Source organism: Pseudomonas extremorientalis, assembly GCF_001870465.1.
Classification (GTDB): Bacteria; Pseudomonadota; Gammaproteobacteria; order Pseudomonadales; family Pseudomonadaceae; genus Aquipseudomonas; species Aquipseudomonas extremorientalis.
Window position 1 is genome coordinate 245,701 of the sequence record NZ_MDGK01000015.1, and the last position, 24,921, is coordinate 270,621.

The 24,921-nt window shown below is 58.9% G+C and carries 28 protein-coding genes and 1 pseudogene; 22 read left to right on the forward strand and 7 right to left on the reverse strand.

The window, feature by feature from the left end:
- The first annotated feature begins 111 nt into the window (after nt 1-111).
- From BFN10_RS04845 to BFN10_RS04855, 3 genes are all read left to right on the forward strand, one after another.
- The gene (locus tag BFN10_RS04845; protein ID WP_071488715.1) at nt 112-1,020 is read left to right on the forward strand and encodes a flagellar protein MotY; all 909 of its coding nucleotides are present in this window, start codon (nt 112-114) and stop codon (nt 1,018-1,020) included.
- Between the two features lie 129 nt (nt 1,021-1,149).
- Entirely contained in the window at nt 1,150-2,367 is a 1,218-nt protein-coding gene (locus BFN10_RS04850) for an argininosuccinate synthase (protein ID WP_010212738.1), read from the forward strand.
- A 623-nt stretch (nt 2,368-2,990) separates the two neighbouring features.
- On the forward strand, nt 2,991-3,623 hold the full coding sequence (locus BFN10_RS04855) for a response regulator transcription factor (RefSeq protein ID WP_058423776.1): 633 nt from the start codon (nt 2,991-2,993) through the stop codon (nt 3,621-3,623).
- Nucleotides 3,624-3,707: 84 nt separating this feature from the next.
- Here the strand turns inward: BFN10_RS04855 and BFN10_RS04860 are convergent, their stop codons facing one another.
- The 4 genes from BFN10_RS04860 to metG all read right to left on the reverse strand — a co-directional run bounded on the left by BFN10_RS04860 (nt 3,708) and on the right by metG (nt 7,825).
- On the reverse strand, nt 3,708-3,887 hold the full coding sequence (locus tag BFN10_RS04860; RefSeq protein WP_071488716.1) for a PA3496 family putative envelope integrity protein: 180 nt from the start codon (nt 3,885-3,887) through the stop codon (nt 3,708-3,710).
- Nucleotides 3,888-3,994: 107 nt separating this feature from the next.
- Entirely contained in the window at nt 3,995-4,633 is a 639-nt protein-coding gene (gene nth / locus BFN10_RS04865; RefSeq protein ID WP_071488717.1) for an endonuclease III, read from the reverse strand.
- Nucleotides 4,634-4,695: 62 nt separating this feature from the next.
- Complete coding sequence (rsxB, locus tag BFN10_RS04870; RefSeq protein WP_071488718.1) at nt 4,696-5,652, reverse strand: electron transport complex subunit RsxB; 957 nt, start codon at nt 5,650-5,652, stop codon at nt 4,696-4,698.
- Between the two features lie 121 nt (nt 5,653-5,773).
- Nucleotides 5,774-7,825 (reverse strand): methionine--tRNA ligase, encoded by a 2,052-nt coding sequence (gene metG, locus BFN10_RS04875; protein ID WP_071488719.1) that lies wholly within the window; start codon nt 7,823-7,825, stop codon nt 5,774-5,776.
- Nucleotides 7,826-7,996: 171 nt separating this feature from the next.
- Here metG and apbC point away from each other — a divergent pair, with 171 nt between their 5' ends.
- Nucleotides 7,997-9,091 (forward strand): iron-sulfur cluster carrier protein ApbC, encoded by a 1,095-nt coding sequence (gene apbC / locus BFN10_RS04880; protein ID WP_071488720.1) that lies wholly within the window; start codon nt 7,997-7,999, stop codon nt 9,089-9,091.
- A gap of 494 nt (nt 9,092-9,585) precedes the next feature.
- Here the strand turns inward: apbC and fdxA are convergent, their stop codons facing one another.
- The 3 genes from fdxA to BFN10_RS04895 all read right to left on the reverse strand — a co-directional run bounded on the left by fdxA (nt 9,586) and on the right by BFN10_RS04895 (nt 13,768).
- Entirely contained in the window at nt 9,586-9,909 is a 324-nt protein-coding gene (gene fdxA / locus BFN10_RS04885) for a ferredoxin FdxA (protein ID WP_071488721.1), read from the reverse strand.
- A gap of 142 nt (nt 9,910-10,051) precedes the next feature.
- Nucleotides 10,052-12,643: a DNA mismatch repair protein MutS gene (gene mutS, locus BFN10_RS04890; protein ID WP_071488722.1), complete on the reverse strand. Its 2,592-nt coding sequence runs from the start codon at nt 12,641-12,643 to the stop codon at nt 10,052-10,054.
- A 195-nt stretch (nt 12,644-12,838) separates the two neighbouring features.
- Entirely contained in the window at nt 12,839-13,768 is a 930-nt protein-coding gene (locus BFN10_RS04895; protein ID WP_197678248.1) for an AraC family transcriptional regulator, read from the reverse strand.
- A 125-nt stretch (nt 13,769-13,893) separates the two neighbouring features.
- Here BFN10_RS04895 and BFN10_RS04900 point away from each other — a divergent pair, with 125 nt between their 5' ends.
- From BFN10_RS04900 to BFN10_RS04970, 18 genes and pseudogenes are all read left to right on the forward strand, one after another.
- A complete protein-coding gene (locus BFN10_RS04900; protein ID WP_071488724.1) occupies nt 13,894-14,628 on the forward strand; it encodes a LexA family transcriptional regulator in 735 nt (244 codons plus the stop codon).
- Nucleotides 14,629-15,231: 603 nt separating this feature from the next.
- On the forward strand, nt 15,232-15,576 hold the full coding sequence (locus tag BFN10_RS04905) for a phage holin family protein (RefSeq protein WP_071488725.1): 345 nt from the start codon (nt 15,232-15,234) through the stop codon (nt 15,574-15,576).
- A gap of 21 nt (nt 15,577-15,597) precedes the next feature.
- A complete protein-coding gene (locus BFN10_RS04910; RefSeq protein ID WP_071488726.1) occupies nt 15,598-16,113 on the forward strand; it encodes a hypothetical protein in 516 nt (171 codons plus the stop codon).
- A 3-nt stretch (nt 16,114-16,116) separates the two neighbouring features.
- Complete coding sequence (locus tag BFN10_RS04915) at nt 16,117-16,725, forward strand: phage baseplate assembly protein V (RefSeq protein WP_071488727.1); 609 nt, start codon at nt 16,117-16,119, stop codon at nt 16,723-16,725.
- Nucleotides 16,726-16,737: 12 nt separating this feature from the next.
- Entirely contained in the window at nt 16,738-17,070 is a 333-nt protein-coding gene (locus BFN10_RS04920; protein ID WP_071488728.1) for a phage baseplate protein, read from the forward strand.
- A complete protein-coding gene (locus BFN10_RS04925) occupies nt 17,067-18,062 on the forward strand; it encodes a baseplate J/gp47 family protein (protein WP_071488729.1) in 996 nt (331 codons plus the stop codon). Before BFN10_RS04920 ends, BFN10_RS04925 begins: the two co-directional genes overlap by 4 nt.
- A complete protein-coding gene (locus BFN10_RS04930) occupies nt 18,062-18,691 on the forward strand; it encodes a phage tail protein I (protein WP_130898093.1) in 630 nt (209 codons plus the stop codon). The genes BFN10_RS04925 and BFN10_RS04930 overlap by 1 nt, the downstream gene beginning before the upstream one ends.
- Nucleotides 18,692-19,213: pseudogene (locus BFN10_RS29665) on the forward strand (phage tail protein); the annotation flags it as partial.
- A complete protein-coding gene (locus tag BFN10_RS30020) occupies nt 19,196-19,630 on the forward strand; it encodes a gp53-like domain-containing protein (protein ID WP_414860450.1) in 435 nt (144 codons plus the stop codon). The pseudogene BFN10_RS29665 and the gene BFN10_RS30020, both read left to right, overlap by 18 nt.
- A 7-nt stretch (nt 19,631-19,637) precedes the next feature.
- Nucleotides 19,638-20,066, forward strand: coding sequence for a phage tail assembly chaperone (locus BFN10_RS04940; protein WP_071488732.1), 429 nt, complete (start codon nt 19,638-19,640; stop codon nt 20,064-20,066).
- A 92-nt stretch (nt 20,067-20,158) separates the two neighbouring features.
- Nucleotides 20,159-20,332 (forward strand): hypothetical protein, encoded by a 174-nt coding sequence (locus BFN10_RS29400; RefSeq protein WP_165447905.1) that lies wholly within the window; start codon nt 20,159-20,161, stop codon nt 20,330-20,332.
- A 2-nt stretch (nt 20,333-20,334) separates the two neighbouring features.
- A complete protein-coding gene (locus BFN10_RS04945) occupies nt 20,335-21,501 on the forward strand; it encodes a phage tail sheath protein (protein WP_012722510.1) in 1,167 nt (388 codons plus the stop codon).
- Nucleotides 21,501-22,007 carry a phage major tail tube protein gene (locus tag BFN10_RS04950; RefSeq protein ID WP_071488733.1) on the forward strand — a complete coding sequence of 169 codons (507 nt, stop codon included), beginning with the start codon at nt 21,501-21,503 and terminating at the stop codon, nt 22,005-22,007. Before BFN10_RS04945 ends, BFN10_RS04950 begins: the two co-directional genes overlap by 1 nt.
- A 51-nt stretch (nt 22,008-22,058) precedes the next feature.
- A complete protein-coding gene (locus BFN10_RS04955) occupies nt 22,059-22,631 on the forward strand; it encodes a phage tail assembly protein (protein ID WP_071488734.1) in 573 nt (190 codons plus the stop codon).
- Nucleotides 22,628-22,753 carry a hypothetical protein gene (locus tag BFN10_RS29865; protein WP_017844653.1) on the forward strand — a complete coding sequence of 42 codons (126 nt, stop codon included), beginning with the start codon at nt 22,628-22,630 and terminating at the stop codon, nt 22,751-22,753. The genes BFN10_RS04955 and BFN10_RS29865 overlap by 4 nt, the downstream gene beginning before the upstream one ends.
- A gap of 5 nt (nt 22,754-22,758) precedes the next feature.
- Nucleotides 22,759-24,330, forward strand: a complete 1,572-nt coding sequence (locus BFN10_RS29670; protein ID WP_071488735.1) for a hypothetical protein — start codon at nt 22,759-22,761, stop codon at nt 24,328-24,330.
- Nucleotides 24,330-24,713 (forward strand): phage tail protein, encoded by a 384-nt coding sequence (locus BFN10_RS04965; RefSeq protein ID WP_071488736.1) that lies wholly within the window; start codon nt 24,330-24,332, stop codon nt 24,711-24,713. The genes BFN10_RS29670 and BFN10_RS04965 overlap by 1 nt, the downstream gene beginning before the upstream one ends.
- The gene (locus BFN10_RS04970; protein ID WP_071488737.1) at nt 24,706-24,918 is read left to right on the forward strand and encodes a tail protein X; all 213 of its coding nucleotides are present in this window, start codon (nt 24,706-24,708) and stop codon (nt 24,916-24,918) included. Before BFN10_RS04965 ends, BFN10_RS04970 begins: the two co-directional genes overlap by 8 nt.
- Nucleotides 24,919-24,921: the final 3 nt, after the last annotated feature.

Below are 24,921 nucleotides of genomic sequence, written 5' to 3' on the forward strand. Positions count from 1 at the left end.
GACTCTATCAGGCACTCGCTATCAAGTTTTGCAGGATGCAACCGATAGCCTTTTGTATGCCTTATCGATGTATGACGCTTTGAAGTGTTGTAGAAACCAGTGGAGCCTCCCGTGCGCCAGCATTACCTAGCCCTGCTCAGTGTGTTCGCCAGCCTGCCCGCGATGGCCCTCACGTTCCAGACACGTCTGGAGAACATTGAGTGGAAGGTAGAGGGCGACCAGTTCGAGTGCCGTCTGACCCAGCCGATCACAGACTTCGGTTCGGGTGAGTTCGTGCGCCGGGCGGGTGAGCAGGCAATATTTCGTCTGAAAGCCTATAACGGTTCGCTGGGCACAGGCTCGGCCACCTTGTTGGCTGCCGCCGCCCCTTGGCAGCCAGGCCGAGGCGATATCAACCTCGGCGCCGTGCGTGCCGGTAGTGGCGATGTGTTGTTCAATAGCTCGCAGGCCCAGGCCGGTCGCCTGTTCACCGGACTGCTGGAAGGGCGCAGCCCGACGGTCCGCCACTACGGCCGTGAAGGCGGCTACTCCGAAATCCGCTTGTTGCCGGTGAAATTCAATAAGGCTTATAACGACTACCAGCTGTGCACCGCCAAGCTGTTGCCGATGAATTACGATCAGGTCAAACAGACCGAAGTCGGATTCCCGGGGGGCGGTATCGAGTTGGACGCAGCCGCCAAGAAGAAACTCGACGTGATTCTTGCATTCATGAAAGCCGACCCGACGGTCAACCATATCGAGTTGAATGGCCATTCGGACAACAGCGGCAACCGCCTGACCAATCGCGACGTCTCTCGCCGCCGTGGCTTGGCGGTGATGGACTACTTCAAGGCCAACGGTATCCAGGAGTCGCAGATCACCCTGCGCTTCCATGGCGAAAGCTACCCCCTTGCGCCCAACACCAATGCGGCCAACCGGGCACGCAATCGTCGTGTGAATATCCAGCTTGAACGCGTGGCAGCCCCCGAGAAGCCGGCGCCCCAAGCCACTGGCGCAAGTAACCCTGCACACACGTCTTAAGGTGCGACCATCGGTCGCCCGTTCGACATAATCTGTCGCTTTATCTTCATTTGCTGTCGCGCCCCTGTAAATCCCCGGTTTTGGTCGGTAGAATCGACGCCTTTCCGTACAACCCCGTGGAGTGATGGCATGGCCGACGTAAACAAGGTCGTTCTCGCGTATTCCGGCGGCCTGGACACTTCGGTGATCCTCAAGTGGCTGCAGGATACTTATAACTGTGAAGTGGTGACCTTCACCGCTGACCTGGGTCAGGGCGAAGAGGTCGAACCTGCACGTGCCAAGGCGCAAGCCATGGGCGTGAAAGAGATCTACATTGACGACCTGCGCGAAGAGTTCGTCCGCGATTTCGTCTTCCCGATGTTTCGCGCCAACACCGTCTACGAAGGCGAGTACCTGCTGGGTACTTCCATCGCACGTCCGCTGATCGCCAAGCGCCTGATCGAAATCGCCAACGAAACCGGCGCCGACGCCATTTCCCATGGTGCTACCGGCAAGGGCAACGACCAGGTGCGTTTCGAGCTGGGCGCCTATGCACTCAAGCCAGGCGTGAAAGTGATCGCCCCTTGGCGTGAATGGGACCTGCTGTCCCGTGAAAAACTGATGGATTACGCTGAAAAGCACGCGATCCCGATCGAGCGTCACGGCAAGAAGAAGTCCCCGTACTCGATGGATGCCAACCTGCTGCACATCTCCTATGAAGGCGGCGTGCTGGAAGACACCTGGACCGAGCACGAAGAAGACATGTGGAAATGGACCGTCTCCCCGGAGAACGCTCCAGACAAGCCGCAATACCTGGAACTGACCTACCGCAATGGCGACATCGTCGCGCTGGACGGCGTCGAAATGACCCCGGCCACTGTGCTGGCGACCTTGAACCGTATCGGTGGCGAACACGGTATTGGCCGTCTCGACATCGTCGAGAACCGCTACGTGGGCATGAAGTCCCGTGGTTGCTACGAAACCCCAGGCGGCACCATCATGCTGCGCGCCCACCGGGCCATCGAATCCATCACCCTGGACCGCGAAGTGGCTCACCTCAAAGACGAGCTGATGCCCAAGTACGCCAGCCTGATCTACACCGGCTACTGGTGGAGCCCTGAGCGTCTGATGCTGCAACAGATGATCGATGCTTCCCAGGTGCATGTGAACGGCGTTGTGCGCCTGAAGCTGTACAAGGGCAACGTGATCGTCACCGGTCGCAAGTCTGATGAGTCGCTGTTCGACGCCAACATCGCTACCTTCGAAGAAGATGGCGGCGCCTACAACCAGGCGGACGCAGCAGGCTTTATCAAGTTGAACGCACTGCGCATGCGCATTGCGGCCAACAAAGGTCGCTCGTTGTTCTAAGTCTCAGCCGGTTTAAAGAATGGCCCCTTATTCAGGGGCCATTTTTTTTGCCTATGGATTTTGTGTGGAATTGCGATGTTTATAGATGGTTAAACATTTGTTGATATTTTTCAGTCGACGCATTTTCAAATGCACCTTCGAGGGTGCTGTTGTTGAAAGTTTGTAGGGCGAATGATTTTTTTACACCTGCCTAGGAACTGGTCTTACAGAAGATTCACTCATGAAAGTGAGGTAAACGTATAAAGCGCGGAATACGCTGTAGGAATTAAGGATGTAAGAGAATATGTTGAATGGAACTAAAACAGTCGGACATTTCTTGTCGGGATTCCTGAGTGGAGTGCAGAGGGAAGGGGCATTTCCTGAGAGTTGTGTGCGGCACGTTTACCCACCCCCAGATACTCCATGGATATTTCACTCAAAATATGTAAGTCCCCGGAAAGGTCTGAAAGGATCTATAAAACTGGATACATCTGAGTTAGCGTTTTTTTGTAGGGCAATTCCTTTATCGCTGTGGGGTGGGTCTCTGCTTGCTGTTGCTCGGGGGGGAACGCTATGCCAACCAGGAAACGACTAGGCTATTGTGCTTGCTCTAAATAATTCGAACAGCGAAATTGGACTTTCTCATGAATAAAGTGCTGATCGTGGATGATCATCCCGTCATTCGTCTTGCTGTGCGTATGCTAATGGAACGTCATGGTTATGAGGTCGTTGCCGAGACCGATAACGGTGTCGATGCATTGCAACTTGCACGGGAGCATATGCCGGACATTGTCATACTGGATATCGGGATTCCCAAACTTGACGGGCTGGAAGTTATTTGCCGGCTGTCTTCTACCAAGCAATCCGTGCCTTTCAAGGTGCTGGTGCTGACGTCACAGGCCCCTGGCCATTTTTCCATGCGTTGCATGCAGGCGGGGGCTGCCGGCTACGTGTGCAAGCAACAGGACCTGACCGAGTTGCTGAGTGCGATCAAGGCGGTGCTGTCGGGCTATAGCTACTTCCCCAACCAGGCACTCAACTCGGTACGCTCCACCATGGGCAATGCCAGCGAGGCCGATATGGTCGAGCGTCTGTCGGGTCGGGAAATGATGGTATTGCAGCAGTTGGCCCGGGGCCGAACCAACAAGGAGATTGCCGACGGCATGTTCCTCAGCAACAAGACCGTCAGCACCTACAAGACACGTTTGCTGCTCAAACTCAACGCCCGCTCCCTTGTGGACCTGATCGAACTGGCCCAGCGCAACGGCTTGGTATAGAGGAGGGCACTGCAGCGCACATTGTCTGGGTGACCGGCAGAAAAAAGCCTCCGTAAGGGAGGCTTCCGGCCGTCGACAGTTCGATCACAGATCGAAGTCATAATCTGCCAGCTGTTTTTGCAAGCGTCGTTCTTCCAGAAGATTGTCGATGGTGCGGCGTTTGCTCAAATTGGTCTTGGCTACCTCAACGGGTGCTTCTGCCCCATCATCATCCGACTCAACAAGGTCGTCTTCCACTTCCAGTTGTTCTTTGCCAGTGCTCATAAGGTTCACTCCGGGCTAGGACTGCCGTTGGCGCTCCTTATAACGATAATCCATGATCGGGTAAAAAAGATTTTTTCAATCGGCTGATCGAGAAAACCAATGATCCCTCAATCGTCGGACGTCTTGTCCTTGTATTCGCACAGGTCTTCGATACGACAGCTGCCGCAACGCGGCCTGCGGGCCTGGCAAACGTAGCGTCCATGAAGGATCAGCCAGTGGTGAGAGTCCAGTAGATAGGGCTTGGGTACAAACTTCATCAACTGCTTTTCGACCTCAACCACGTTCTTCCCACGGGCAATGCCGGTTCTGTTGCTGACCCGGAAGATATGGGTGTCCACCGCCATCGTCAGTTGCCTGAACGCGGTGTTGAGCACCACATTGGCAGTTTTACGACCGACTCCTGGCAGGGCTTCCAAGGCTTCACGGGTTTGTGGCACTTCACCGCCATGCAGTTCCACCAGCAGGCGGCAGGTCTCGATAACGTTTTTGGCTTTGCTGTTATACAGACCGATGGTCTTGATGTACTCAGACAATCCTTCCACACCCAGGGCATAGATCGCCTCTGGTGTGTTCGCCACGGGATACAGCTTGGCCGTGGCCTTATTGACGCCGACGTCGGTGGATTGGGCCGACAGGATCACCGCAATCAGCAACTCGAACGGCGAGGTGTAGGCCAGTTCGGTCTTGGGTTCTGGATTGTCTTCGTGAAGCCTGCGGAATATTTCCAGGCGTTTTGCGGCGTTCATGGGGCGGTGGGTTCCTTGCAGAAGGTCGGCGGGATTGTATCAACACACACCCGGTTTGCAGATCAGGCGTTGTTGAGCGCATCCATTTGGTGCTGCGCGTCCTCCAGCTTGCGTTGCGCCTCGGCCAGTTGCCGAGGTTCGATGTTCAGGTCCTGGGCTTTCTTCAGTTCCGCTCGACGCATCGCCAGCTGGATTTTGGCGCGTTTCAGATCAGCAGTGTTGCTGGATGACGTCGCTGCTTTCGGTACGACACCCACCTCCAAGGCAGCCAGCGCTTGTTCCGCCGCTTCGAATTGCCGTTGCAGGATGATCAACTGCGACTGCTGTTCAAAGGTCGGAGGGTGACCAAACGCCTTCAAGGATTTGTGCAATTGGGCCCGGCTCATTGCGACAGCGATTTTAGCTTTCTTGATCGCGACATCCTGTGCCGTATCGGCTTGCACAGGTAAAACCGGCACGGAGCGCTTGGTCCGGGCCTGGCGTTCAGCGAGTTTTTGCGCTTCCTCCCGTTGCAGGCGCGCATTGCGTTGCTCATACCGCCGCCTTGCCCGGTCGCGCTTGAGGTGGCGTTCATGGCGTTGCTGATCATTTGTCGCCAGGCCACCGACAATCGGCAATACAGTGGTTGTCGGGTGCATTTCAATGCAGTCGACGGGGCAGGGCGCGACGCAGAGGTCGCAACCGGTGCATTCATCCATGATGACGGTGTGCATCAGCTTGGCGGCGCCGACGATTGCGTCTACGGGGCAGGCCTGGATGCACTTGGTGCAACCGATGCACTCAGCTTCGCGGATGTAGGCAACCTGGGCGGGTGCTTCCCCGCGACTGGCGTCCAGATCCAGCACCGGCACCTGCAGCAACCGTGCAACGTCGGCGATGGTTTCCTGGCCACCGGGCGGGCACTTGTTGATCGCCTCGCCACGGGTGATGCCCTCGGCGTAAGGCTTGCAACCCGGGTGCCCGCACTTGCCGCATTGGGTCTGCGGCAGCAGTGCGTCGATGCGTTGAATGAGGTTCATGCTGTGATCACAGGCATAGCAAACTGGGTTTAATGGGAGGGCAGGGATTTGTTGTGGTGAGCGGGGCATGCCCGCTCGCCACAACAAGCTCCTTCACCACAACATGCCCATACAAGGTAGCTTACTTGATGCGCTGACCCGGCTTGGCACCACTGTCAGGGCTGAGCAGGTAGATCTCTTCGCCACCAGGGCCGGCCGCCATTACCATGCCTTCAGACACGCCGAACTTCATTTTCCGAGGCTTGAGGTTGGCGATCATCATGGTCAGGCGGCCATCGAGTTTGGACGGGTCCGGGTAAGCGCTCTTGATCCCGGAGAACACGTTACGTTGCTCGCCGCCGAGGTCCAGTGTCAGGCGCAGCAACTTGTCGGCACCCTCCACGGCTTCGGCCTTGACGATCAGCGCGACACGCAGGTCCACTGCAGCGAAAGCGTCGAAGTCGATTTCCGCGGAAATCGGATCCTTGGCCAGCTCGCCATTACCCGCCGGCGTCGATTCGCCGGTGTCGGTCTGGCTGGCGACCAGGTCTTCTTTCGAAGCGTCGGTCATGGCCTGGACTTTCACCGGGTCGATACGGGTCATCAGTGGCTTGAACTCGTTCAACTGATGATTGCCGAGCAGGGTGGCGTGATCGTTCCAGGTCAGCGGCGCCACGTTGAGGAACGCCTCGGCGTCGGCGGCCAGCAGTGGCAGCACGGGTTTGAGGAAGATCACCAACTGGCGGAACAGGTTGATGCCTGTGGCGCAGATCGCCTGGACTTCCGCCTGCTTGCCTTCCTGCTTGTTCAGCGACCATGGTGCCTTGTCGGCGATCCAGGCGTTGGCGCGGTCGGCCAGGCCCATGATCTCGCGCATGGCACGGGCGAAGTCGCGGGCTTCATAGGCGTCGGCAATACTCGGCGCGGCGGCCAGGAAGGCGTCGGTGAGTTCCGGCGCAGCGTTCTCGGCTACCAGTACACCCGCGTTGCCCTTGTGGATAAACCCGGCGCAACGGCTGGCGATGTTGACGACTTTACCGACCAGGTCCGAGTTGACCTTCTGCACGAAGTCTTCCAGGTTCAGGTCCAGGTCGTCGACGCCACGGCCCAGTTTGGACGCGTAGTAGTAGCGCAGGTATTCCGGGGACAGATGGTCCAGGTAGGTGCGTGCCTTGATAAAAGTGCCACGGGACTTGGACATTTTCTGGCCGTTGACCGTCAGGTAGCCGTGTACGGCAATGCCGGTTGGCTTGCGGTAGCCCGAACCTTCGAGCATCGCCGGCCAGAACAGGGCGTGGAAGTTGACGATGTCCTTGCCGATGAAGTGGTACAGCTCGGCGCTGGAGTCCTTGCTCCAGAACGTGTCGAAGTCCAACTCCGGCGTGCGGTCGCAAAGGTTCTTGAAGCTGGCCATGTAACCGATCGGCGCATCCAACCACACATAGAAGTATTTGCCCGGCTCGCCCGGGATCTCGAAGCCGAAGTACGGCGCATCCCGGGAGATGTCCCACTGCTGCAGGCCGCTGTCGAGCCATTCGGAGAGTTTGTTGGCCACGGCATCCTGCAGGGTGCCGCTGCGGGTCCAGGTTTGCAGCATCTGCTGGAAATCCGGAAGCTTGAAGAAGAAGTGCTGGGAATCCTTGAGCACCGGGGTAGCACCGGAGATCGCCGATTTGGGATCCTTCAGATCAGTGGGTGCATAGGTTGCGCCGCACTTTTCACAGTTGTCGCCGTACTGGTCTTCAGTGCCGCATTTCGGGCAGGTGCCCTTGATGAAACGGTCGGCCAGGAACATTTTCTTTTCCGGGTCGAAATACTGGGTCACCGAACGCTGGTCGATATGCCCGGCTTCCTTGAGCCGCAGGTAGATCTGGCTCGACAGTTCACGGTTTTCTTCGGAGTGGGTCGAGTGGAAGTTGTCGAAATCCACCAGGAACTCGGCAAAGTCGGCGCTGTGTTCAGCCTGCACGTTGGCGATCAGTTGTTCCGGGGTGATGCCTTCCTTTTCGGCGCGCAACATGATGGCCGAACCGTGGGCGTCGTCCGCGCAGACATAAATGCATTGGTTGCCGCGATGCTTCTGGAAGCGCACCCACATATCGGTCTGGATGTACTCAAGCATATGGCCAAGATGGATGGAACCATTGGCATAGGGCAGGGCGCTGGTGACGAGGATCTTGCGTGGCTCGGACATGGGGCTCGGCTACTTGATGAAACGGAGGTCGGCCACTATAAAGCGCCGGGAAATATATTTCACCCTGTGGCGCTGTTTCAGAATCTTCCCAACCTGCGAAAGCATGCCGTAACGCCGCTGGAACGGTTAGGATAGCCGCCTGTTTCAGTCAGTCTTTTTCGGGAGTAGCCCATGAGCGCCGTCAATCGCGCAGCGGTGGAAGCCGTGCTTCGCCAGTACACCGACCCTTATTTGAACCAGGACCCGGTCAGTGCCGGCTGTGTACGCGCCATCGACGTCCAGGGTGACCAGGTGTCGGTCCAATTGGAACTGGGCTATGCAGCCGGTCTGTTCAAGAGCGGTTGGGCGCAGATGCTGCAAATGGCCATTGAAGGTCTCGACGGCGTGCGCTCGGCCAAGGTCGACATCCAATGTGTGATTGCCGCGCACAAGGCCCAGGCACAGATCCCTGGCCTGGCCAACGTCAAGAACGTAGTGGCCGTGGCGTCCGGCAAGGGCGGCGTGGGTAAATCCACCACGGCGGCCAACCTGGCCCTGGCCCTGGCCCGCGAAGGTGCGCGCGTGGGCATTCTCGATGCGGATATCTACGGCCCGAGCCAGGGCGTGATGTTCGGCATCGCCGAAGGCACACGGCCGAAGGTCAAGGACCAGAAGTGGTTCGTGCCGATCGAGTCCCTGGGCGTGGAAGTGATGTCCATGGCCTTCCTCACTGATGACAACACGCCGATGGTCTGGCGCGGCCCGATGGTCTCCGGCGCTTTGCTGCAGCTGGTTACCCAGACCGCCTGGGGCGACCTGGACTACTTGGTGATCGATATGCCGCCAGGCACCGGTGATATCCAGTTGACCCTGGCGCAAAAAGTCCCGGTGGCCGGCTCGGTGATTGTTACCACGCCCCAGGACCTGGCGCTGCTCGACGCGAAGAAAGGTGTAGAGATGTTCCGCAAGGTCAACATCCCGGTGCTGGGCGTCGTGGAGAACATGGCGGTGCACATCTGCTCCAACTGTGGTCATGCCGAGCATCTGTTCGGCGAAGGCGGCGGCGAGAAGCTGGCCACTCAGTACGGCGTGGAACTGTTGGCCTCGTTGCCGCTGTCGATGCTCATCCGCGAGCAGGCGGATGGTGGCAAGCCTACCGTCGTGGCTGAACCGGACAGCCAGATCGCCATGATCTATCAGGAGCTGGCGCGTCATGTAGGTGCGCGGATCGTCCTGCAGGAAGCAGCCACGCCAGCCATGCCGACCATCACCGTCAGCGACGACTGAGGCGGTTGAAGGGAAAAAAGCCCCGACGTGTCGGGGCTTTTTCATGTCTGGAAGATGGTCAAGGTGTGTTTGTTTCTCAATCACGCAGTTGGTCGTGTAAGCATTTGCTTACTTTTTCGTAAGTGTTTGGTTTTTTTACCTTCCACGGACGTCGGTTTTCTTCGAAGCTTTTTTCTAACCAATTGAAATTTAACAATTAATTATTCCGTGTTCAGGGCGATTGCATGTCAGTTCATGGGTAGGATCCCGTTGAACTTCCTATGGAACTCTTTAAGATCAGCCCTGTGTCCACGGATTGGCACGGCCATCAAGGAACGATGGTTGAAGGAACGTCGCAGGATGCGATTCATCAGGATGATGAAAAGGAATACAGGGACTAGGGAAAAAATGTGGGCGGGTCATACCGCCCCTTTTTTTTGCCTGTAGGAAAGAGAAACCGGCCACCTAGAAACGCAAAAAGGCCCGCAAGGGGCCTTTTGGATGGGGCGACGCTATCAGCGTTCGAGGTGTGCAATCTTACCTTTTTTGCCATCCCACTCCGCTGCATCCGGCATCGGATCTTTGCGCTCAGTGATGTTCGGCCAGACTTCCGCCAGCTCGACGTTCAACTGAATGAATTCCTGCATCTCCGCCGGGACTTCATCCTCGGAGAAAATAGCGACGGCCGGGCATTCAGGTTCACACAGGGCGCAATCGATGCACTCATCCGGGTGGATAACCAGGAAGTTCGGGCCTTCGTAGAAGCAGTCCACCGGACACACTTCGACGCAGTCGGTGTACTTGCACTTGATGCAGTTGTCGGTAACGACGAAGGTCATTTCTAATTTTCTCCTCAGGCGGCGGCAGCGAAACCCTTTGTGGCAGGGCTCGCGAGGTTTGGGAGCGATAGTCTGCAGGCCAGGCTAATAGCCTGCAGCATCCCAAACCGCGCGAGAGTCTACCAGCTTGCAAGCGTGTGCGTTATATCCGAACTTGCAGTGCATATAACATTTCGAGCGCTTTTCGCGGCGTCAAGCCGTCCAAGTCAAGCTTAGCCAATTCATCCAGCACCGGATGGGGCAGGCTGGCAAACATGTCGCTCTGGTGCGGCGCAGCCGGTTTGCTGGCGGCTTTGGCTGGGCTGGCGACCACCGTCTCATGGGGCAGGGCCGTGGTTTCCAGACGGCTGAGGTGCTCGCGAGCGCGGGTGATCACATCGTTCGGCACCCCCGCCAGTTGCGCCACGGCCAGGCCGTAGCTCTGGCTGGCGGGCCCTGGCAGCACGTGGTGCAGGAACACGATGCGCTCGTTGTGCTCGGTGGCGTTCAGGTGCACGTTGGCTACCAGCGGCTCGCTTTCCGGCAACACCGTCAGCTCGAAATAGTGCGTGGCAAACAGCGTGTAGGCACGCAGGTGCGCCAGGCGTTCGGCTGCCGCCCAGGCCAGGGACAAACCGTCGAAGGTGCTGGTGCCGCGACCCACTTCGTCCATCAGCACCAGGCTGCGTTCGGTAGCGTTATGCAGGATGTTGGCGGTTTCGCTCATTTCCACCATAAAGGTCGAGCGCCCACCGGCCAGGTCATCGCTGGAACCGATGCGGGTGAAAATGCGGTCCACCAGGGACAGCTCGCAACTGGCCGCCGGCACAAAGCTGCCGATATGCGCCAACAGCACGATCAAAGCGGTCTGACGCATGTAGGTGGATTTACCGCCCATGTTCGGACCGGTGATCACCAACATACGGGTATCGTCGTCCAGGGACAGGTCGTTGGCAACGAACGGCGTGGTCAGCACCTGTTCTACAACCGGGTGACGACCTTGCACGATGCGCATGCACGGCTCGCTGACAAAACGCGGGCAGTTCAGATCAAGGTTCAGCGCACGCTCGGCGAGGTTGCTCAGCACGTCCAGTTCGGCCAGCGCTGCGGCAGTGTCCTGCAGCGGTGCCAATTGGCTGATCAAGTCCTCCAGCAGATTCTCATAGAGCATCTTCTCTCGAGCCAGGGCGCGGCTCTTGGCCGACAGTGCCTTGTCTTCGAATTCTTTCAGCTCCGGGGTGATAAACCGTTCGGCGCCTTTGAGGGTCTGGCGACGTTGATAATCGATCGGCGCCGATTCGGCCTGCTTGCTGGGCAACTCAATAAAGTAGCCATGCACACGGTTGTAGCCGACTTTCAGGTTGGCCAGACCGGTGCGGGCTTTTTCGCGGGCTTCCAGGTCGATCAGGAACTGCCCGGCGTTTTCGCTCAGGGACTGCAGTTCGTCCAGCTCGCTGTCGTAACCGGTCTTGAGTACGCCGCCATCACGGATGATCGCCGGCGGGTTGTCGATGATGGCTTTTTCCAGCAAGGCCGCCAGCTCCGGGTAAGTCCCGGCTGTAGTTGCAAGCTGTTGCAGGTGCGGCGTATCCAGCTCGGTCATCGCCACCTGCAGTTGCGGCAGGGCACCGAGGGCATCGCGCAGGCGCGCCAGGTCACGGGGTCGTGCGTTACGCAGGCCGATCCGCGCCAGGATGCGCTCGATATCGCCGATTTCCTTCAACTGTGGCTGCAGCTTTTCAAAGCGATAGCCGTCCAGCAGGCAGGTAATGGACGTCTGGCGTGCTTGCAGCACAGTCAGGTCCCGCAGCGGACGGTTCAGCCAGCGGGTCAGCAGGCGGCTGCCCATGGCCGTCTGGCAGCGATCGACCACCGATTGCAAGGTGTTATCGCGACCACCGGCCAGGTTGGTGTCCAACTCCAGGTTGCGACGGCTGGCGCCATCGAGCACCACGGTATCGTCCAGACGCTCATGACGCAGGCTGCGCAAGTGCGGCAGGGCGGTGCGCTGGGTTTCCTTGGCGTAGCCAAGCAGGCAACCGGCGGCGCCGATGGCCAGGGTCAGGGTCTCGCACCCGAAGCCTTTGAGGTCCTGTACGGAGAACTGCTGGCACAGACTTTTCAGCGCCGAATCACGCTCGAAATCCCACGGCGCACGGCGCTTGGCCCCACGACGTTTTTCTGCCGGCAGATCCTTTGGCCAATCATCCGGGATCAACAGCTCCACTGGGTTGATGCGTTCCAGCTCCGCCAGCAGGTTCTCCCAGCCCTTGATCTCCAACACGCTGAAGTTGCCGCTGGTGATATCCAGTACCGACAGGCCAAACAGACGCTCATCGCCCAACACGGCGGCAATCAGGTTATCGCGACGCTCATCCAGCAGCGCCTCATCACTCACCGTTCCCGGCGTAATAATTCGCACCACCTGGCGTTCAACCGGCCCCTTGCTGGTCGCCGGGTCGCCGATCTGCTCACAGATCACCACCGACTCGCCCAGCTTCACCAGCTTGACCAGGTAACCCTCCAACGAATGGTAAGGAATCCCACACATCGGAATCGACTGCCCCGCCGATTGCCCGCGCGCGGTCAGGGTGATGTCCAGCAGCTTGGCGGCCTTCTTCGCGTCTTCGTAGAAGATCTCGTAGAAGTCGCCCATGCGGTAGAACATCAACTGATCAGGGTGCTGGTTCTTGAGGCGCCAGTACTGCTGCATCATCGGGGTGTGGGAGGACAGGTCTGAAGTGGTTTTACTCATTGGTCGTAGGCAAATTCGTTGAAAGGAGTGGGGCAAATGTGGGGCATTCCGCCCTGCGATTTTGCGATGGGCGCAAGGTTAACATGCGAGGTCGGAGCTTCGCAGGTCGCAAACGGATAGGTAAAACGCAAAAGCCGGCGGTGCATTTACTTAACTGCAAGTAAACGCGCCGCCGGTATCTTTGATGCCTTTGTATTACAGCGACCGCACAGGGATGCAGATGTCGCAGATGAACTCACCGGTGTCCGAATCGGTTGCGGTTGCCGCAAAGAACATCTCGAAACATGGTCGGTCATCGCATTGCAGACCGCTGGAAGGCATCCATTCTCGCGTCAGCCACATCCAGGCATCGGCTATTTTTTCTGTTTTCCCTTTGAAGCTCGCTACGGCATAGCGGCCGCCCGGCAGGGTCTGAATGTCTGCCTGGGCGCTGGTTAAAAAAGAGGCTGGCACTTCAACGCAAGCATCGTAGCGGCACTTGTTCGGGGGCGTGATGGATGGATCGTCATACCCTATGCCGTAACACCGTTCATCGCCGAGGCCATTGGAGTGCATCCACGGCGCCATGGTCCCGCGCCAGAAATGGCCGATTGCGGGGCCATAGGGGCCGATCAGGCGTTGGTAGGCAACGCGTACCTTGGGTAAATCAATGATGCGTACGTCCATGGTGGGCTCTTTCGTTGAAGGAGAAGAGAGCCCAGCGTCGTCGAACGTACGCTCATGTGCCTGATGGGCATTGCCGAAGACCTGATCAGGATTGCTCTGCTGCGCACCCGGCCGCGGGCCGATGGCTGCCGCCTGTGCTGCCAGTCGCTGCGGTGTGTTGGTGCGCCACTCGGATGGCGTGCAGCCAAACTGTAGTTTGAAGGCCCGTGCGAATGCTTCGCCCGAGTTGAAACCGCTGGCCAATGCTGTTTCGAGTACGGTTTCGTGGTTGCCGCAGGACAGGCGGAACGCTGCCTTCTCCAGTCGCCGCCGGCGGACATAGCTGCCCAATGTCTCGCCCATCCACGCCGCGAAAATCCGATGAAAATGGAAGCGCGAAAAGTTGGCGATATCGGCCAACCGGGCACCCTCCAAGGGGGTATCCAGGTGGGTATCGATGTAGTTGAGTACGCGGTTCATGCGTCGGGCGTACTCGGCGCGGGATGCGTGGACGGAGGATTTGGTTGTCATAGTGCGTGACAGTATGCATAAAAAATGCAAATTAGCATTTGCCAAGCCAAAAAACTCCCGTCACTATCCTCGTTATGCAAAAACGCAACGTTTCTATCGTCTTAAGAGAATTGCTGGACCGCGACCGGATCTCCCCCACGGAGCTTTACCGGCGCACCGGCGTGCCACAATCCACGCTGTCCCGGATCCTCAGCGGCAAGATCGTTGATCCGTCGGACAAGCACATCTCCCGTATTGCCGAGTACTTCCGTGTCAGCACCGATTACCTGCGCGGGCGCGCGGCGATGGGCGCTTTGCGCGATGACGCGCGCGACCCGATGCATTCGGAACTCAAGGACATAAGCCTGTGGGACGACGACACGCCCGTCAATGATGACGAGGTGTCGATCCCCTTTCTGCGCGAGGTTGAATTGGCTGCTGGATCAGGAAGATTCGTCATCGAGGAAAGCGAGAAGGCCAGCCTGCGGTTCGGCAAGCGCAGCCTGCGGCATAACGGTGTGCAGTTCGACCAGGCCAAGTGCGTGACGGTGCGCGGCAACAGCATGTTGCCGGTGCTGCGCGACGGTGCGACGGTCGGGGTGAACGCGGGCAAGAGTGGCATCGGCGATATCGTCGATGGTGACTTGTATGCCATCAATCACAACGGCCAATTGCGCGTGAAACAGCTCTATCGCCTGCCTTCCGGGATCCGCCTGCGCAGTTTCAACCGCGATGAGCACCCGGATGAAGACTACAGCTTCCAGGATATCCAGGATGAGCAGATCAGCATCCTGGGTCATGTGTTTTGGTGGGGTATGTACGCCCGTTAACCTTCCCGCGTAAGACAAAGCCCGCCAACGAGCGGGCTTTTTTCCGTCTGCAGAAAATCGCCAAACCCCCGTCCTATAAGGCTATAAATGCGTCAATGCATTTATCCGCTAAAAATAAATGCATTTGTGCATTGACTGTATATGCATACATATCTATTCTTCATCTCAAGCCAGCCAAACAAGGCCTGGTGGAGGCGGCAAGGATGCTGCCAGGAAAGACAAGGAAGGCACGCAACACCGGCAAGGACGCCATCTGAGCGGTGGCAGGGATGCCAGGCAATACCGGCAAGGATGCCGACGCTCTTTAGTTTCAAAGCATGACCAACACAGGCAGCGATGAACCGGCCTCATAACGGTTCAGAGGGTTGGCAACTGACCCGGGTGTGCAGCGTAAAGCACCAGAAGCAGTTATCCGGCAGACAGGGATCGTGGTCGGAAAAACATCGAGGAAAGATCCGTACCGCGCCAGTAGCGCCGAAAGATCGAATATGGACCGCATTACTGAAAAGCCCGGGCAACCGGGCTTTTTGGAATGCCTACCTACGAAATGGATTTACCCAAGAGCCGGCCCGGCGCCGGTAGTGCTCAGCCAGGAGGCGTGACATGACAAACGAGCAGCAAGCGTTAGCGGAAATGCCTATCTGGCTGGTGATCGTACTGGCCCTGATCGGCGGGGTGTCCGGCGAAATGTGGCGCGCCGACAAGGAGGGCGCCCGCGGTTGGTCGTTGATCCGGCGCCTGGCCCTGCGGTCCGGGGCGTGCATGGTCTGCGGGGTCTCGGCCTTGATGCTGTGCTACGCCGCCGGCATGTCGATCTGGACCGCCGGGGCCATTGGTTGCCTCACCGCCATGGCCGGTGCGGACGTGGCCATCGGCCTTTATGAACGCTGGGCGGCCAAGCGCATCGGGGTCAACCAGGCCCCGAACTCTCGCCCGGATCAGCAGTAAGCGCTGCAAGGATGCAAGCAGATGACACTTCTCGAAAAACCTTCCCAACTGCCTGTGGCGATTGGGGACGCGCTGAAGCGCGCGTTCCCACAACTACGGGTCGGTAATCACCATGACTTCTCCGAGACGGGCGACAAAACCGGCATTTTGATCAGCGTGGAGCGCAATGGCCCGGGTGTTCGCTCCCTTGCCGGGCGCAAGGCGCATGCCTTGTCGGTTTCACTCAAGGTCACGGTCGTCAGTGGCTCGACGCCCTTTGACGCCTGCGACCTGGCCAGCCAACTGATGGACTTGGCCCTGGATAACCGCTGGGGCCTGCCGCCCGATCAATGTGACCTGCCCACTGCGATTGTCGCGGCACCTTCCGTGCTTACCAGCGCGGAAACGGACTACGACACCTGGACTGTTTCCTTCATCCAAACCCTCTATCTTGGCCCGTCGCTGCTCGAAGATCCCACAGGCAAGCCGCTGTTTGCCTGCACCTGGGAAGTCACGAACATCGATGATCCCGACCAATACCGCCCGTTGCAGGAGTAGCCCATGTTCGATGCATTGCTACGCATGCAACTGGGGCCGATCGTCGAGCGCCTGGCCGAAATGGAAGCCCAGCTTGAAGATCTCTATCGACGCGCAGAAAGCTTCTGCCGAATTGGCGTGTGCCAGGAGGTCGACGCCGCCAGCAATACCTGCACGATCAGCCACGGGGACTTACTCAGTCCGGCGATCAAGTTTTTCAACCCCAGCGCCGGGGCGCAGACCGAAACCCGTATCCCCTCAGTGGGCGAGCAATGCTTGTTGCTCAACTATGGCGGCGGCGAGGGTGGGGCGCAGTCGGTGGCCTTGTTCGGCTTGAACAGCGATCGTTTTCCGCCGGTTTCCAGTGTTCCGACGCTGACCCGGCGGCGTTATCAGGATGGCACCCAGAGCGACTACGACGACGCCAGCCACGCCTTCAATTGGGTCAACGGCCCAACCACGTTTATCGGTTCTCGCGAACAGGTCTACGTCAAGGTCGGCGCCGCCAGCCTGACGATGAGCGGCCAGAGCATCACGCTGCAAGTAGGCGGTACCAGCCTGTTGCTGGATGCCGGCGGCGCGCACTTCACCGGCCCGGTGGTGGACCATCAAGGCCGGGTCATCAGCCCCTGATAAGGACATCCCATGATTGGAATCGACCGTGACACCGGGGCAGCCGTCGATGACTGGTTGCAATTCGTGCAGCGCGCCACCCGAGCGCTGACCACTCCCGTGGGCACTCGCCAGAAGCGCCCGTTGTACGGCTCGCTGATCCCGCAACTACTCGGGCAGAACCTCGGTGACGATCTGCTGATCCTCGCCCAGAGCCACGCCGCCCAGGCGTTCTATAACCCCCAGAACGGTATCGCCGACTTTCAGCCCCAGATCATCGTCGCTACCCGTCAGGGCGCCGGTTTGTTGCTGCGTTTTGCCGGCACCTGGAAAAACCGCCAGCAATCCTTCGAGGTCGTGACATGAGCATGTTGATCCCTGGCCAGAACCAACTGGCCGAACCGGCCATCATCGCGGTCGATGAGTTCGAACCATTGCTGGCCGAGTTCAAGGCCTTCGTGGTTGATTACGTCGCCACTCGCGCCCCGCAAAGCGCGGCCAAACTCAAGATCAGCCTCGACAATGAAAGCGAACTGCTGACCCTGGCCCTGGAAGCATTTTGCGTGCGCCTGCAAACCCACGAACGCAAGTACAACGCCCGCATCAAGCAGATGTTGGCCTGGTGGGCAACCGGCAGCAACCTGGACGCACGCCTGGCTGATATGGGGCTGGAGCGCCAGGTCCTCGACCCAGGTGACCCGGCTGCTTTCCCGCCGGTGCCGCCGATTCTGGAAAGCGACGACGACGCCCGCCTGCGTTACTACCTGGCGCCCCACGCCCCGGCGGCGGGTTCGCGCATGCAGTACCGGCGTGAGGTGTTCACCCTGGGCGAGCGGCCATCGGTCAAGGTGCAAAGCGCCACGCCGGGCGTAGTGACCGTCAGCTACACCTTTGACCCGGACGGCTATGCGGCCCAGGTCAAGGATGGCAACGGTCGGCGTACCGCCCCCGGCGAGGTGATGGTCACCGTGCTTTCCAGGGAGGGTGATGGCACCGCTTCCGCCGATTTGCTTGACGGCGTGCGGCGACATTTCGCACGGCCCGATGTAAGGCCGGAAACCGATCTGGTCACCGTCCAGGGAGCACAGATCCAGCGCTACAAAATCCGCGTGATCGCCAAGATCAACGCCGGCCCGGATTCTGGCTTGACCCAGGTTGCTGCACAGAAACTGCTGCAAACCTACGCCGACTCCTGCCATCGCCTGGAAGGTCGGGTCGACCCAAGCTGGATCGACTACGCCATCCACAGCGCTGGCGCGGCGCAACTGCAGATCCTTGAGCCGCTGGAGCCGATCATCAGCACCGCGTTCCAGGCCCCGTATTGCACGGGCGTCGAGGTGGAGGTGCGCACGCTATGATGGATGAACCCAAAGCGAGCCTGTTGCCGGTCAACAGCTCACCGCTGGAAAGGGCGCTGGACCTGGGGTTGGACCATTTGCTGGAACGGGTTGCGCCAGCGTTTCCAGCGCTAATGGATCCAGCCCGGACACCTGCGGCGTTCTTGCCTTACTTAGCGGCGGATCGCGCGGTCAATGAATGGAGCACCACGGCCCCTGAGGTCGAGAAGCGTCTGACTGTCAAACTCGCCTGGCCCACCGCACGCCAGGCCGGTACACGCAAAGCCCTTGAAAACGCCGCGAGGGGGCTGCAACTGAGCCCCGAAGTGCGCGCCTGGTACGAGCAGAAACCACCGGGTGTGCCCTACAGTTTTACCGTACGCGCCTGGACCGAATTGCCCTACAGCGAAACCATCGACGCCCGGCTCGACCGCCGTTTGGTCGATGCTAAGAGCGAGCGCGACGTCCTCTCGATCGTCGTGGGCCTGAGTGCTTCTGGCTGCCACAGCATCGGCGCAGCCATGCTGTGCGGTGAGCTGACCACAATCCACCCAAACGTGCTATCAGGTGTCGAGGCCTCGGGTCGCACCTTCATGACGGCCGGTCTATACACCGTTGAAACCACCATCCTTTATCCACAGGAGCGCTAAATGGCTGACTATTACACCCTGCTCACAGACGCAGGAATCGCCTACGAAACCGCCTGCAAGGCGGCGGGAGTGCCGATCAAACTGGCGCAGATTTCCGTAGGAGACGGTAACGGCGCGGTCTACAACCCAGATGCCAGCGCCAAGGCACTTAAACGCGAAGTCTGGCGAGGACCTTTGAACGCCTTGTTTCAAGACGAGAGAAACGCCAACTGGCTGATGGCCGAAGTCACTATTCCCTCGGATGTCGGTGGCTGGTATGTGCGAGAAGCCGGATTGTGGACCGATACCGGAATTTTGTATGCCGTCGTTAAGTATCCGGAGTCGTATAAGCCGGTGCTGGCAACGTCGGGGTCGGGTAAAGAGTTTTATATTCGCTCGATCTTTGAAACGAGTAATGCTGCGATTGTGACTTTGTTGATTGACGATACGATAGTCAAAGCTACCCGCGCCTGGGTCATCGATTACATTGCCAATGCGACCTATAAAAAGTCTGAAGTTGATGCAATGACCGCGCAGGCCACTGAGTTAAATCGTGGTACGGCTAAGGTTGCAACTCAAGTTCAGACCCTTCAGGGGCTGGATGACGCCACCATTATCACGCCAAAAAAGCTGCGCTTAGGGTTTTCTATCTCCTTGGGTATCAATAGTTATGTTGTCTTTCCAAGTTGGCTGGGTGGTTTGATCTTGCAGATGGGTTACGGCAACGTGGTGACAACAGAGTCGGTTATCTCTTTTCCTTTGGCTTTTCCAAATCGTTGCCTGTGGGTTTCAGAGTGCGACAACACTGGAGCGACCGGCACTATCAAGACGATCTGGCAGTTTCGCTCTATTTCCGCTACTGGCCTGAATGCGCTAAACATGGGCACGCTTACCAAAGGCTCAAGCACCTTCAACACAACAACCGCGTCAGGTTGTGTTTACTTTGCAATCGGTTATTGAGGTTCAAATGAAGCGTTATTACAGTCAAAAAACGGGATGTACTTACTTGGACGGCCTTCATCAAAGGATGCCCTCGGATGCTGTTTTCCTACCCGAAGAGACCTATGAAGCGGTTATTCGTGATGCAGGCATCAATACTGTTCGCCGCCATGATAAGCAGGGGATGCCCTATCTTGTTGATGTAGTGCCTAGTGTCGCCGACCTTGCACTTGAGGCGCGCAGTTGGCGTGACAATCAACTGACTGCAGTCACTTGGTTACGCGATCGTCATCGCGATCAACTGGAAATGATGGCGCCTACGACCCTGGATGCTGAGCAGTACCTGGCCCTGCTGACTTATATGCAGGCGCTGCGCGACTGGCCCCAATCCGCCCAGTTTCCAAACACTGAACATCGGCCATCAGCACCGTTATGGCTTGCCGAGCAGACCGAATAAGCACCCTGCATTGTCTGAGCATGTTCTTTAGCCCACATACGCTTTCACTCAATACCGCGCCAAGCGGTTTTTTTTCGCCCGGAGATCCATCTATGGTCAATCGCCAAACCTACACCGTCCTCATCCCTTTCCCCACCGGAGGCGGCCATTGGTCCACCGTCGGCGAGGAACTGGAGCTGCTGGACGTCGAAGCATCCGCCCTGCGCACCGCCGGCCGCCTGGAACTGACCAGCGTCCTCAACTCCACCCCAAAGAAGGCTGACTGACCATGGCTGAGGTTCTGAACTTCGAGCACAACGGTATCACCGTGAATGCCACCGAATCCCCCGAGGCCATGGGTGGCCTGGGTGACAACGTGATCGGCCTGGTCGGCACTGCGCCGAAGGCCCATGCGTCGATCCCGAAGAATGCGCCGTTCCGCATCAACAGTTTCACCACCCAGGCGCTGCTGGACCCGACCGGCACTGAGTCGGGCACGTTGTTCCATGCCGTGTACCAGATCCTCAAAGTGGTGAAGGTGCCGGTCTATGTGGTGATCGTGGAGGAGGGCGCCACCCCGGCTGATACGCTCAACAATGTGATCGGCGGCGATGAGCCAGTCACCGGCCGCAAGCTGGGCCTGGCCGCATTGGCCAGCGTACCGGAAGACTTGACCATCATCGGTGCCCCCGGCTTCACCGGCACCAAGGCCGTGGCCGGTGAGTTCGCCTCGTTCGGCAAACGCATCAAAGCCCGCGTGGTGTTGGATGGCAAAGACGCAAGCGTCGCCGACCAAGTGACCTACAGCGGTGAACTGGGCGGCGCCGATCTCGGTTTTGACCGCTGCCTTCTGGTGCACAACATGCCGTCGGTGTACTCCAAGGCGGCCAAGAAAAACGTGTTCCTCGCGCCATCGTCCCTGGCTATCGCTGCGCTGGCCAAGGTCAAGCAGTGGGAAAGTCCAGGCAATCAGGTGACGTTCGCCGAGGACGTTTCCCGCGTGGTCGAGTACAACATCCTCGACACCTCCACCGAAGGCGACCTGCTCAACCGCTACGGCGTGAGCTACTACGCCCGTACCATCCTCGGCGGTTTCTCGCTGCTGGGTAACCGCTCCATCACCGGCAAGTTCATCAGCTACGTCGGCCTCGAAGACGCGATCAGCCGCAAGCTGGTCAAGGCCGGCCAGAAAGCCATGGCCAAGAACCTCACCAAGTCCTTCATGGACCAGGAGGTCAAACGCATCAACGACTGGCTGCAAACCTTGGTCGCCGACGAAACCATCCCTGGTGGCAGCGTGTACCTGCATCCGGAATTGAACAGTGTCGAGAAGTACAAGAACGGCACCTGGTTCATCGTCATCGACTACGGCCGCTACGCGCCGAATGAACACATGATTTATCAACTCAATGCCCGCGATGAAATCATCGAGCAGTTCCTGGAGGACGTTCTCTAATGTTTACCAACCGAGTCAGACAGGCCATCGCGGCCACCCTTCAAGGCCTGCCGTTGTCCGCGACGGTGGAGGAGTTCACTCCGCCGAAGATCGAGTTCGACATGGAGCCCATGTCCGGCGGGCGCTTTATCGCCGAGGAAATGGCCAAGAGCGGCAAGGTGCTCGGCGCCACGCTGGTGCTGCAAGGTGCCGGCCCGGAGATCATGCTCGCGCTGGGCGTACGCCTGGGTGATGACATCCTGCTCAACGTGCGCGAAGCCGGCCAGGATCAGGATGGCAAGACCTACTTCACCTACCACACCGTTGGCGGCAAGCTCAAATCCCTGTCCGAAGCGAAGCTGAAGATGGGCGATAAGGCACTCACCACCCTGGAGTTGTCCTGCCGCACTTACAACCGCCTGGAAAACGGTATTCCGGTCATCGACATCGATGTACGCACCCAGAAGTTCGTGCTCAACGGCGTCGACATCCTCGGCGATGCGCGCCGCGCCGTGTTGATGCCGTAATGCCCCGGGGGCGGGCGTGCTCGCCCCCATACTTCACCAAGGAGCTGTCTCATGGCCTGGATGCCACCGCTGCATGTCCTGCTGTCCCCGATCACCGCCGATACCGGCGCGATAATCGAGCAGGTGCAACTCAAACCGCTGTACTACGCCGCGCAAAAAGACGCGCTGGCCCGGGCCGGTGATGACGAGGACGACCAGTTTTTCGAACTGGCGAAACTCGCCACCGGCCTGTCGGAAAAAGAACTCGACCAACTCAAGCGCCCGGATTACGTGAGCATTGCCCAGTACGTACACGAGATGTCGACGCGTCCTGCGTCGTTCTTTCTCGGCGAACAAGCGGAGTCGACCCACGACCAACCCGTCCAACTGCTGTTGCCCCTCGACGCAGCCGGCCGAAACCTCATCGAACTGCCCCTGGAAATGCCCGCGCTGCGCGCTACCAAGGTGATGAAGAAACTCGCCACCAACAAAGAGCGCGCCGAGTTCATCACCGCGCACTGCGCCGGCCTGATGATTCCTGACCTGGCCGGCCTGACCGTGCCTGACTGGACCGAATTGCAGGAGCGTATCGACGATTTTTTAAATCAACCGGCGGACTTCTTTCGGAGCGCGACATCGAAGTGATCCTCGATGTGGTGCCGCTGATTTACTCAGTCAATGAGGCCGAGATCCTCGACTGGGACGCCGGAAAAGCATTGCGCCGCTACGACATCGCGATCACTCGCCTTGGCGTCAAACAGGAGTAAGCGGGATGCAGAACAAGTATTCGCTGGCGTATGCCGCGGCCAAGGATGGCCAGGCGGTCGTCGGCAAGGACGCCGCCATGGTCAACTCAGGCGCGTTGGCACCTGAGCGCCTTGGTGAGACGGCACCGATACACCCGAGGAGCGTGGCGCTGACTAACGCAAGCTTGCAGCTCAGTGGTCTGTCATTGTCCCTGGGGTTACTGCGCAGCAGCGTGGATGGACTGCGCGCCTCTGTATCGCGGCTTGAAGCCGTTGACGTTAACCCGTCCAGAACTGACAGGCAGATTGAGCCGAGCAGCGCCACGGCGTTCAAGTCGAGCAAGGTGGATGATCGGCGCCTGACCCGCGAAGCCTTGACGGTGCGCAATATGGAGCGCCTCGACCCGGTCACGGCTTTTCAGCAGGCGAATGCCAGCTTTGCGTTTGGATCGAAACGCCCCCCTGAAAAATCAATAACGGTCTTGCGCGAAGAGTCGACCAAAAGCACGGAGCGGTTGACCAAAACGCTTGAACCTGTGCCGGTCCTGGGAGAAGCCACATGGCTGCGGGCTAAAACCGGCGTGTTGGACACTGTCAACAATTGGGCCAGCGATTCACCGGTCGCCGCTGAATCGCTCAAGACTGCTGAAACGGTGATGTCGTCGGTCGTTTCACCGGTGGTTTCCGAATTCTTTTCGGGCGTGGGCGAGACGATTAAAGAGCGGGTGACGGGCAATTTGGTGGATATGACGCTGGGCAAGTTGCCCGGGGTTGGCACGTTGTTCAAGGACGGCGGTTACGATAAAGAAAAGGACAAGGGTCAAGGTTGCTGCTGCCCTGACGAGTCGCAGAGCGGCTCCACGCGCCCCAGCATTATTCTGCCGCCGGGCTACGAGCGTGAGCGTGGGCAAAGCACTTCCGGTAAAGCCCCCGGCAAGGGCTCGGGTAAAAAAGGCGGCAGGCTCGGTAATTGGCTGCGTGATGCATCCGATCGATTGGGTAAGGCGATGTTGCCCACGCCGCCTGCGTTGCACGCTGCGCAGGCGCCCCCTTTGCCTCAAGCCTCGACTTCGCGGTTGGCCGGCACCATGACCCGGCTGGAGTCGGTCGGTGCCCGTCGTCTCGGCCCGATGCGGTATGTGGACACCGCTATGGATGTGGTTGAGGGCGTGCGCAACGGTGACGCCAAAGCCGTCGGCGCCGGACTCAGTGCCGCCGGTGGCGCCTGGGCCGGGGCCTCTGCCGGTGCGGCCATCGGCACCATGATTTTTCCCGGTGTCGGTACAGCGGTCGGTGGTGCAATCGGTGGTTTGTTGGGCAGTGAGGCTGGCAGTTGGCTCGGTGACAAGCTGCTCGGTTCAAGCGACCGCCTGCCCGCGCCCGCCGACGTCAGCAAGCGCCTGGACAATGCTCAGGCCGACAACCGTCAAGTCACGTTCGCCCCGCAGATCACCATCAATGCAACGGAGCAGGCCAGCTATCAACAGCTGGCGGAGTTGGTGGTGCAACAGATCGAAGCGCAATTTTCGCCGCTGTCGATGAGCGACCTGCTGGGGTCACGACGTGATTCGGCACTGACCGATATTGGAGGGGTGTGATGCGGCAACAGATGGCATTGGGCACGTTTATTTTCGGGCTGTCTCGTGGATTCGCCTACGACACCCTGGACCGCGCCAGCACAGGTGGATGGGTCGGCCTGCCGATTATTGCCGGCAAACCCAAGTCCAGCCAGGTCGGCCAAGAGCTTGAAACGCTGACCTTCGGCGGTAAGGCCGCACGGGCAACCGGCATGGCACGCCTGGATGAGCTGCGTGCGTTGCAAGCCCTGCGTGCGCCATTGCCGCTGGTCGATGGCGTAGGCCTCAGCTGGGGGCTGTGGACGATCAAATCGGTGAGCGAAAAACAATCCAATGTGATCGACGATGGCACCGCCATGGTTATCAATTGGTCGCTGGTATTGGAGGAGTTCGTCAATGCGTAGGGTGCGAAGTATTGCTGGTGATTCGGTGAACCTGTTGCTGTACCGCGAGCTTGGCCGCTGTGACGATGCCGCCGAGGAAGTGCTGTGGCGGTTGAACCCAGGGTTGGCCGAGCAGGGCGCAGTACTGCCGGCAGGTGTCAGTGTGATTGTGCCGGAACTGGACAGGCAGCCCATTGCGAAGCAGCCCGTTTCGGCCTGGGACTAAGGA

Bases quoted from the DNA above. Each gene is read 5' to 3' on its own strand.
- BFN10_RS04850 (WP_010212738.1), top strand. From the start codon at position 1,150: ATGGCCGACGTAAACAAGGTCGTTCTCGCGTATTCCGGCGGCCTGGAC.
- BFN10_RS04855 (WP_058423776.1), top strand. From the start codon at position 2,991: ATGAATAAAGTGCTGATCGTGGATGATCATCCCGTCATTCGTCTTGCT.
- BFN10_RS04860 (WP_071488716.1), bottom strand. From the start codon at position 3,887: ATGAGCACTGGCAAAGAACAACTGGAAGTGGAAGACGACCTTGTTGAG.
- nth (WP_071488717.1), bottom strand. From the start codon at position 4,633: ATGAACGCCGCAAAACGCCTGGAAATATTCCGCAGGCTTCACGAAGAC.
- rsxB (WP_071488718.1), bottom strand. From the start codon at position 5,652: ATGAACCTCATTCAACGCATCGACGCACTGCTGCCGCAGACCCAATGC.
- metG (WP_071488719.1), bottom strand. From the start codon at position 7,825: ATGTCCGAGCCACGCAAGATCCTCGTCACCAGCGCCCTGCCCTATGCC.
- apbC (WP_071488720.1), top strand. From the start codon at position 7,997: ATGAGCGCCGTCAATCGCGCAGCGGTGGAAGCCGTGCTTCGCCAGTAC.
- fdxA (WP_071488721.1), bottom strand. From the start codon at position 9,909: ATGACCTTCGTCGTTACCGACAACTGCATCAAGTGCAAGTACACCGAC.
- mutS (WP_071488722.1), bottom strand. From the start codon at position 12,643: ATGAGTAAAACCACTTCAGACCTGTCCTCCCACACCCCGATGATGCAG.
- BFN10_RS04895 (WP_197678248.1), bottom strand. From the start codon at position 13,768: ATGAACCGCGTACTCAACTACATCGATACCCACCTGGATACCCCCTTG.
- BFN10_RS04900 (WP_071488724.1), top strand. From the start codon at position 13,894: ATGCAAAAACGCAACGTTTCTATCGTCTTAAGAGAATTGCTGGACCGC.
- BFN10_RS04905 (WP_071488725.1), top strand. From the start codon at position 15,232: ATGACAAACGAGCAGCAAGCGTTAGCGGAAATGCCTATCTGGCTGGTG.
- BFN10_RS04910 (WP_071488726.1), top strand. From the start codon at position 15,598: ATGACACTTCTCGAAAAACCTTCCCAACTGCCTGTGGCGATTGGGGAC.
- BFN10_RS04915 (WP_071488727.1), top strand. From the start codon at position 16,117: ATGTTCGATGCATTGCTACGCATGCAACTGGGGCCGATCGTCGAGCGC.
- BFN10_RS04920 (WP_071488728.1), top strand. From the start codon at position 16,738: ATGATTGGAATCGACCGTGACACCGGGGCAGCCGTCGATGACTGGTTG.
- BFN10_RS04925 (WP_071488729.1), top strand. From the start codon at position 17,067: ATGAGCATGTTGATCCCTGGCCAGAACCAACTGGCCGAACCGGCCATC.
- BFN10_RS04930 (WP_130898093.1), top strand. From the start codon at position 18,062: ATGGATGAACCCAAAGCGAGCCTGTTGCCGGTCAACAGCTCACCGCTG.
- BFN10_RS30020 (WP_414860450.1), top strand. From the start codon at position 19,196: ATGACCGCGCAGGCCACTGAGTTAAATCGTGGTACGGCTAAGGTTGCA.
- BFN10_RS04940 (WP_071488732.1), top strand. From the start codon at position 19,638: ATGAAGCGTTATTACAGTCAAAAAACGGGATGTACTTACTTGGACGGC.
- BFN10_RS29400 (WP_165447905.1), top strand. From the start codon at position 20,159: ATGGTCAATCGCCAAACCTACACCGTCCTCATCCCTTTCCCCACCGGA.
- BFN10_RS04945 (WP_012722510.1), top strand. From the start codon at position 20,335: ATGGCTGAGGTTCTGAACTTCGAGCACAACGGTATCACCGTGAATGCC.
- BFN10_RS04950 (WP_071488733.1), top strand. From the start codon at position 21,501: ATGTTTACCAACCGAGTCAGACAGGCCATCGCGGCCACCCTTCAAGGC.
- BFN10_RS04955 (WP_071488734.1), top strand. From the start codon at position 22,059: ATGGCCTGGATGCCACCGCTGCATGTCCTGCTGTCCCCGATCACCGCC.
- BFN10_RS29670 (WP_071488735.1), top strand. From the start codon at position 22,759: ATGCAGAACAAGTATTCGCTGGCGTATGCCGCGGCCAAGGATGGCCAG.
- BFN10_RS04965 (WP_071488736.1), top strand. From the start codon at position 24,330: ATGCGGCAACAGATGGCATTGGGCACGTTTATTTTCGGGCTGTCTCGT.
- BFN10_RS04970 (WP_071488737.1), top strand. From the start codon at position 24,706: ATGCGTAGGGTGCGAAGTATTGCTGGTGATTCGGTGAACCTGTTGCTG.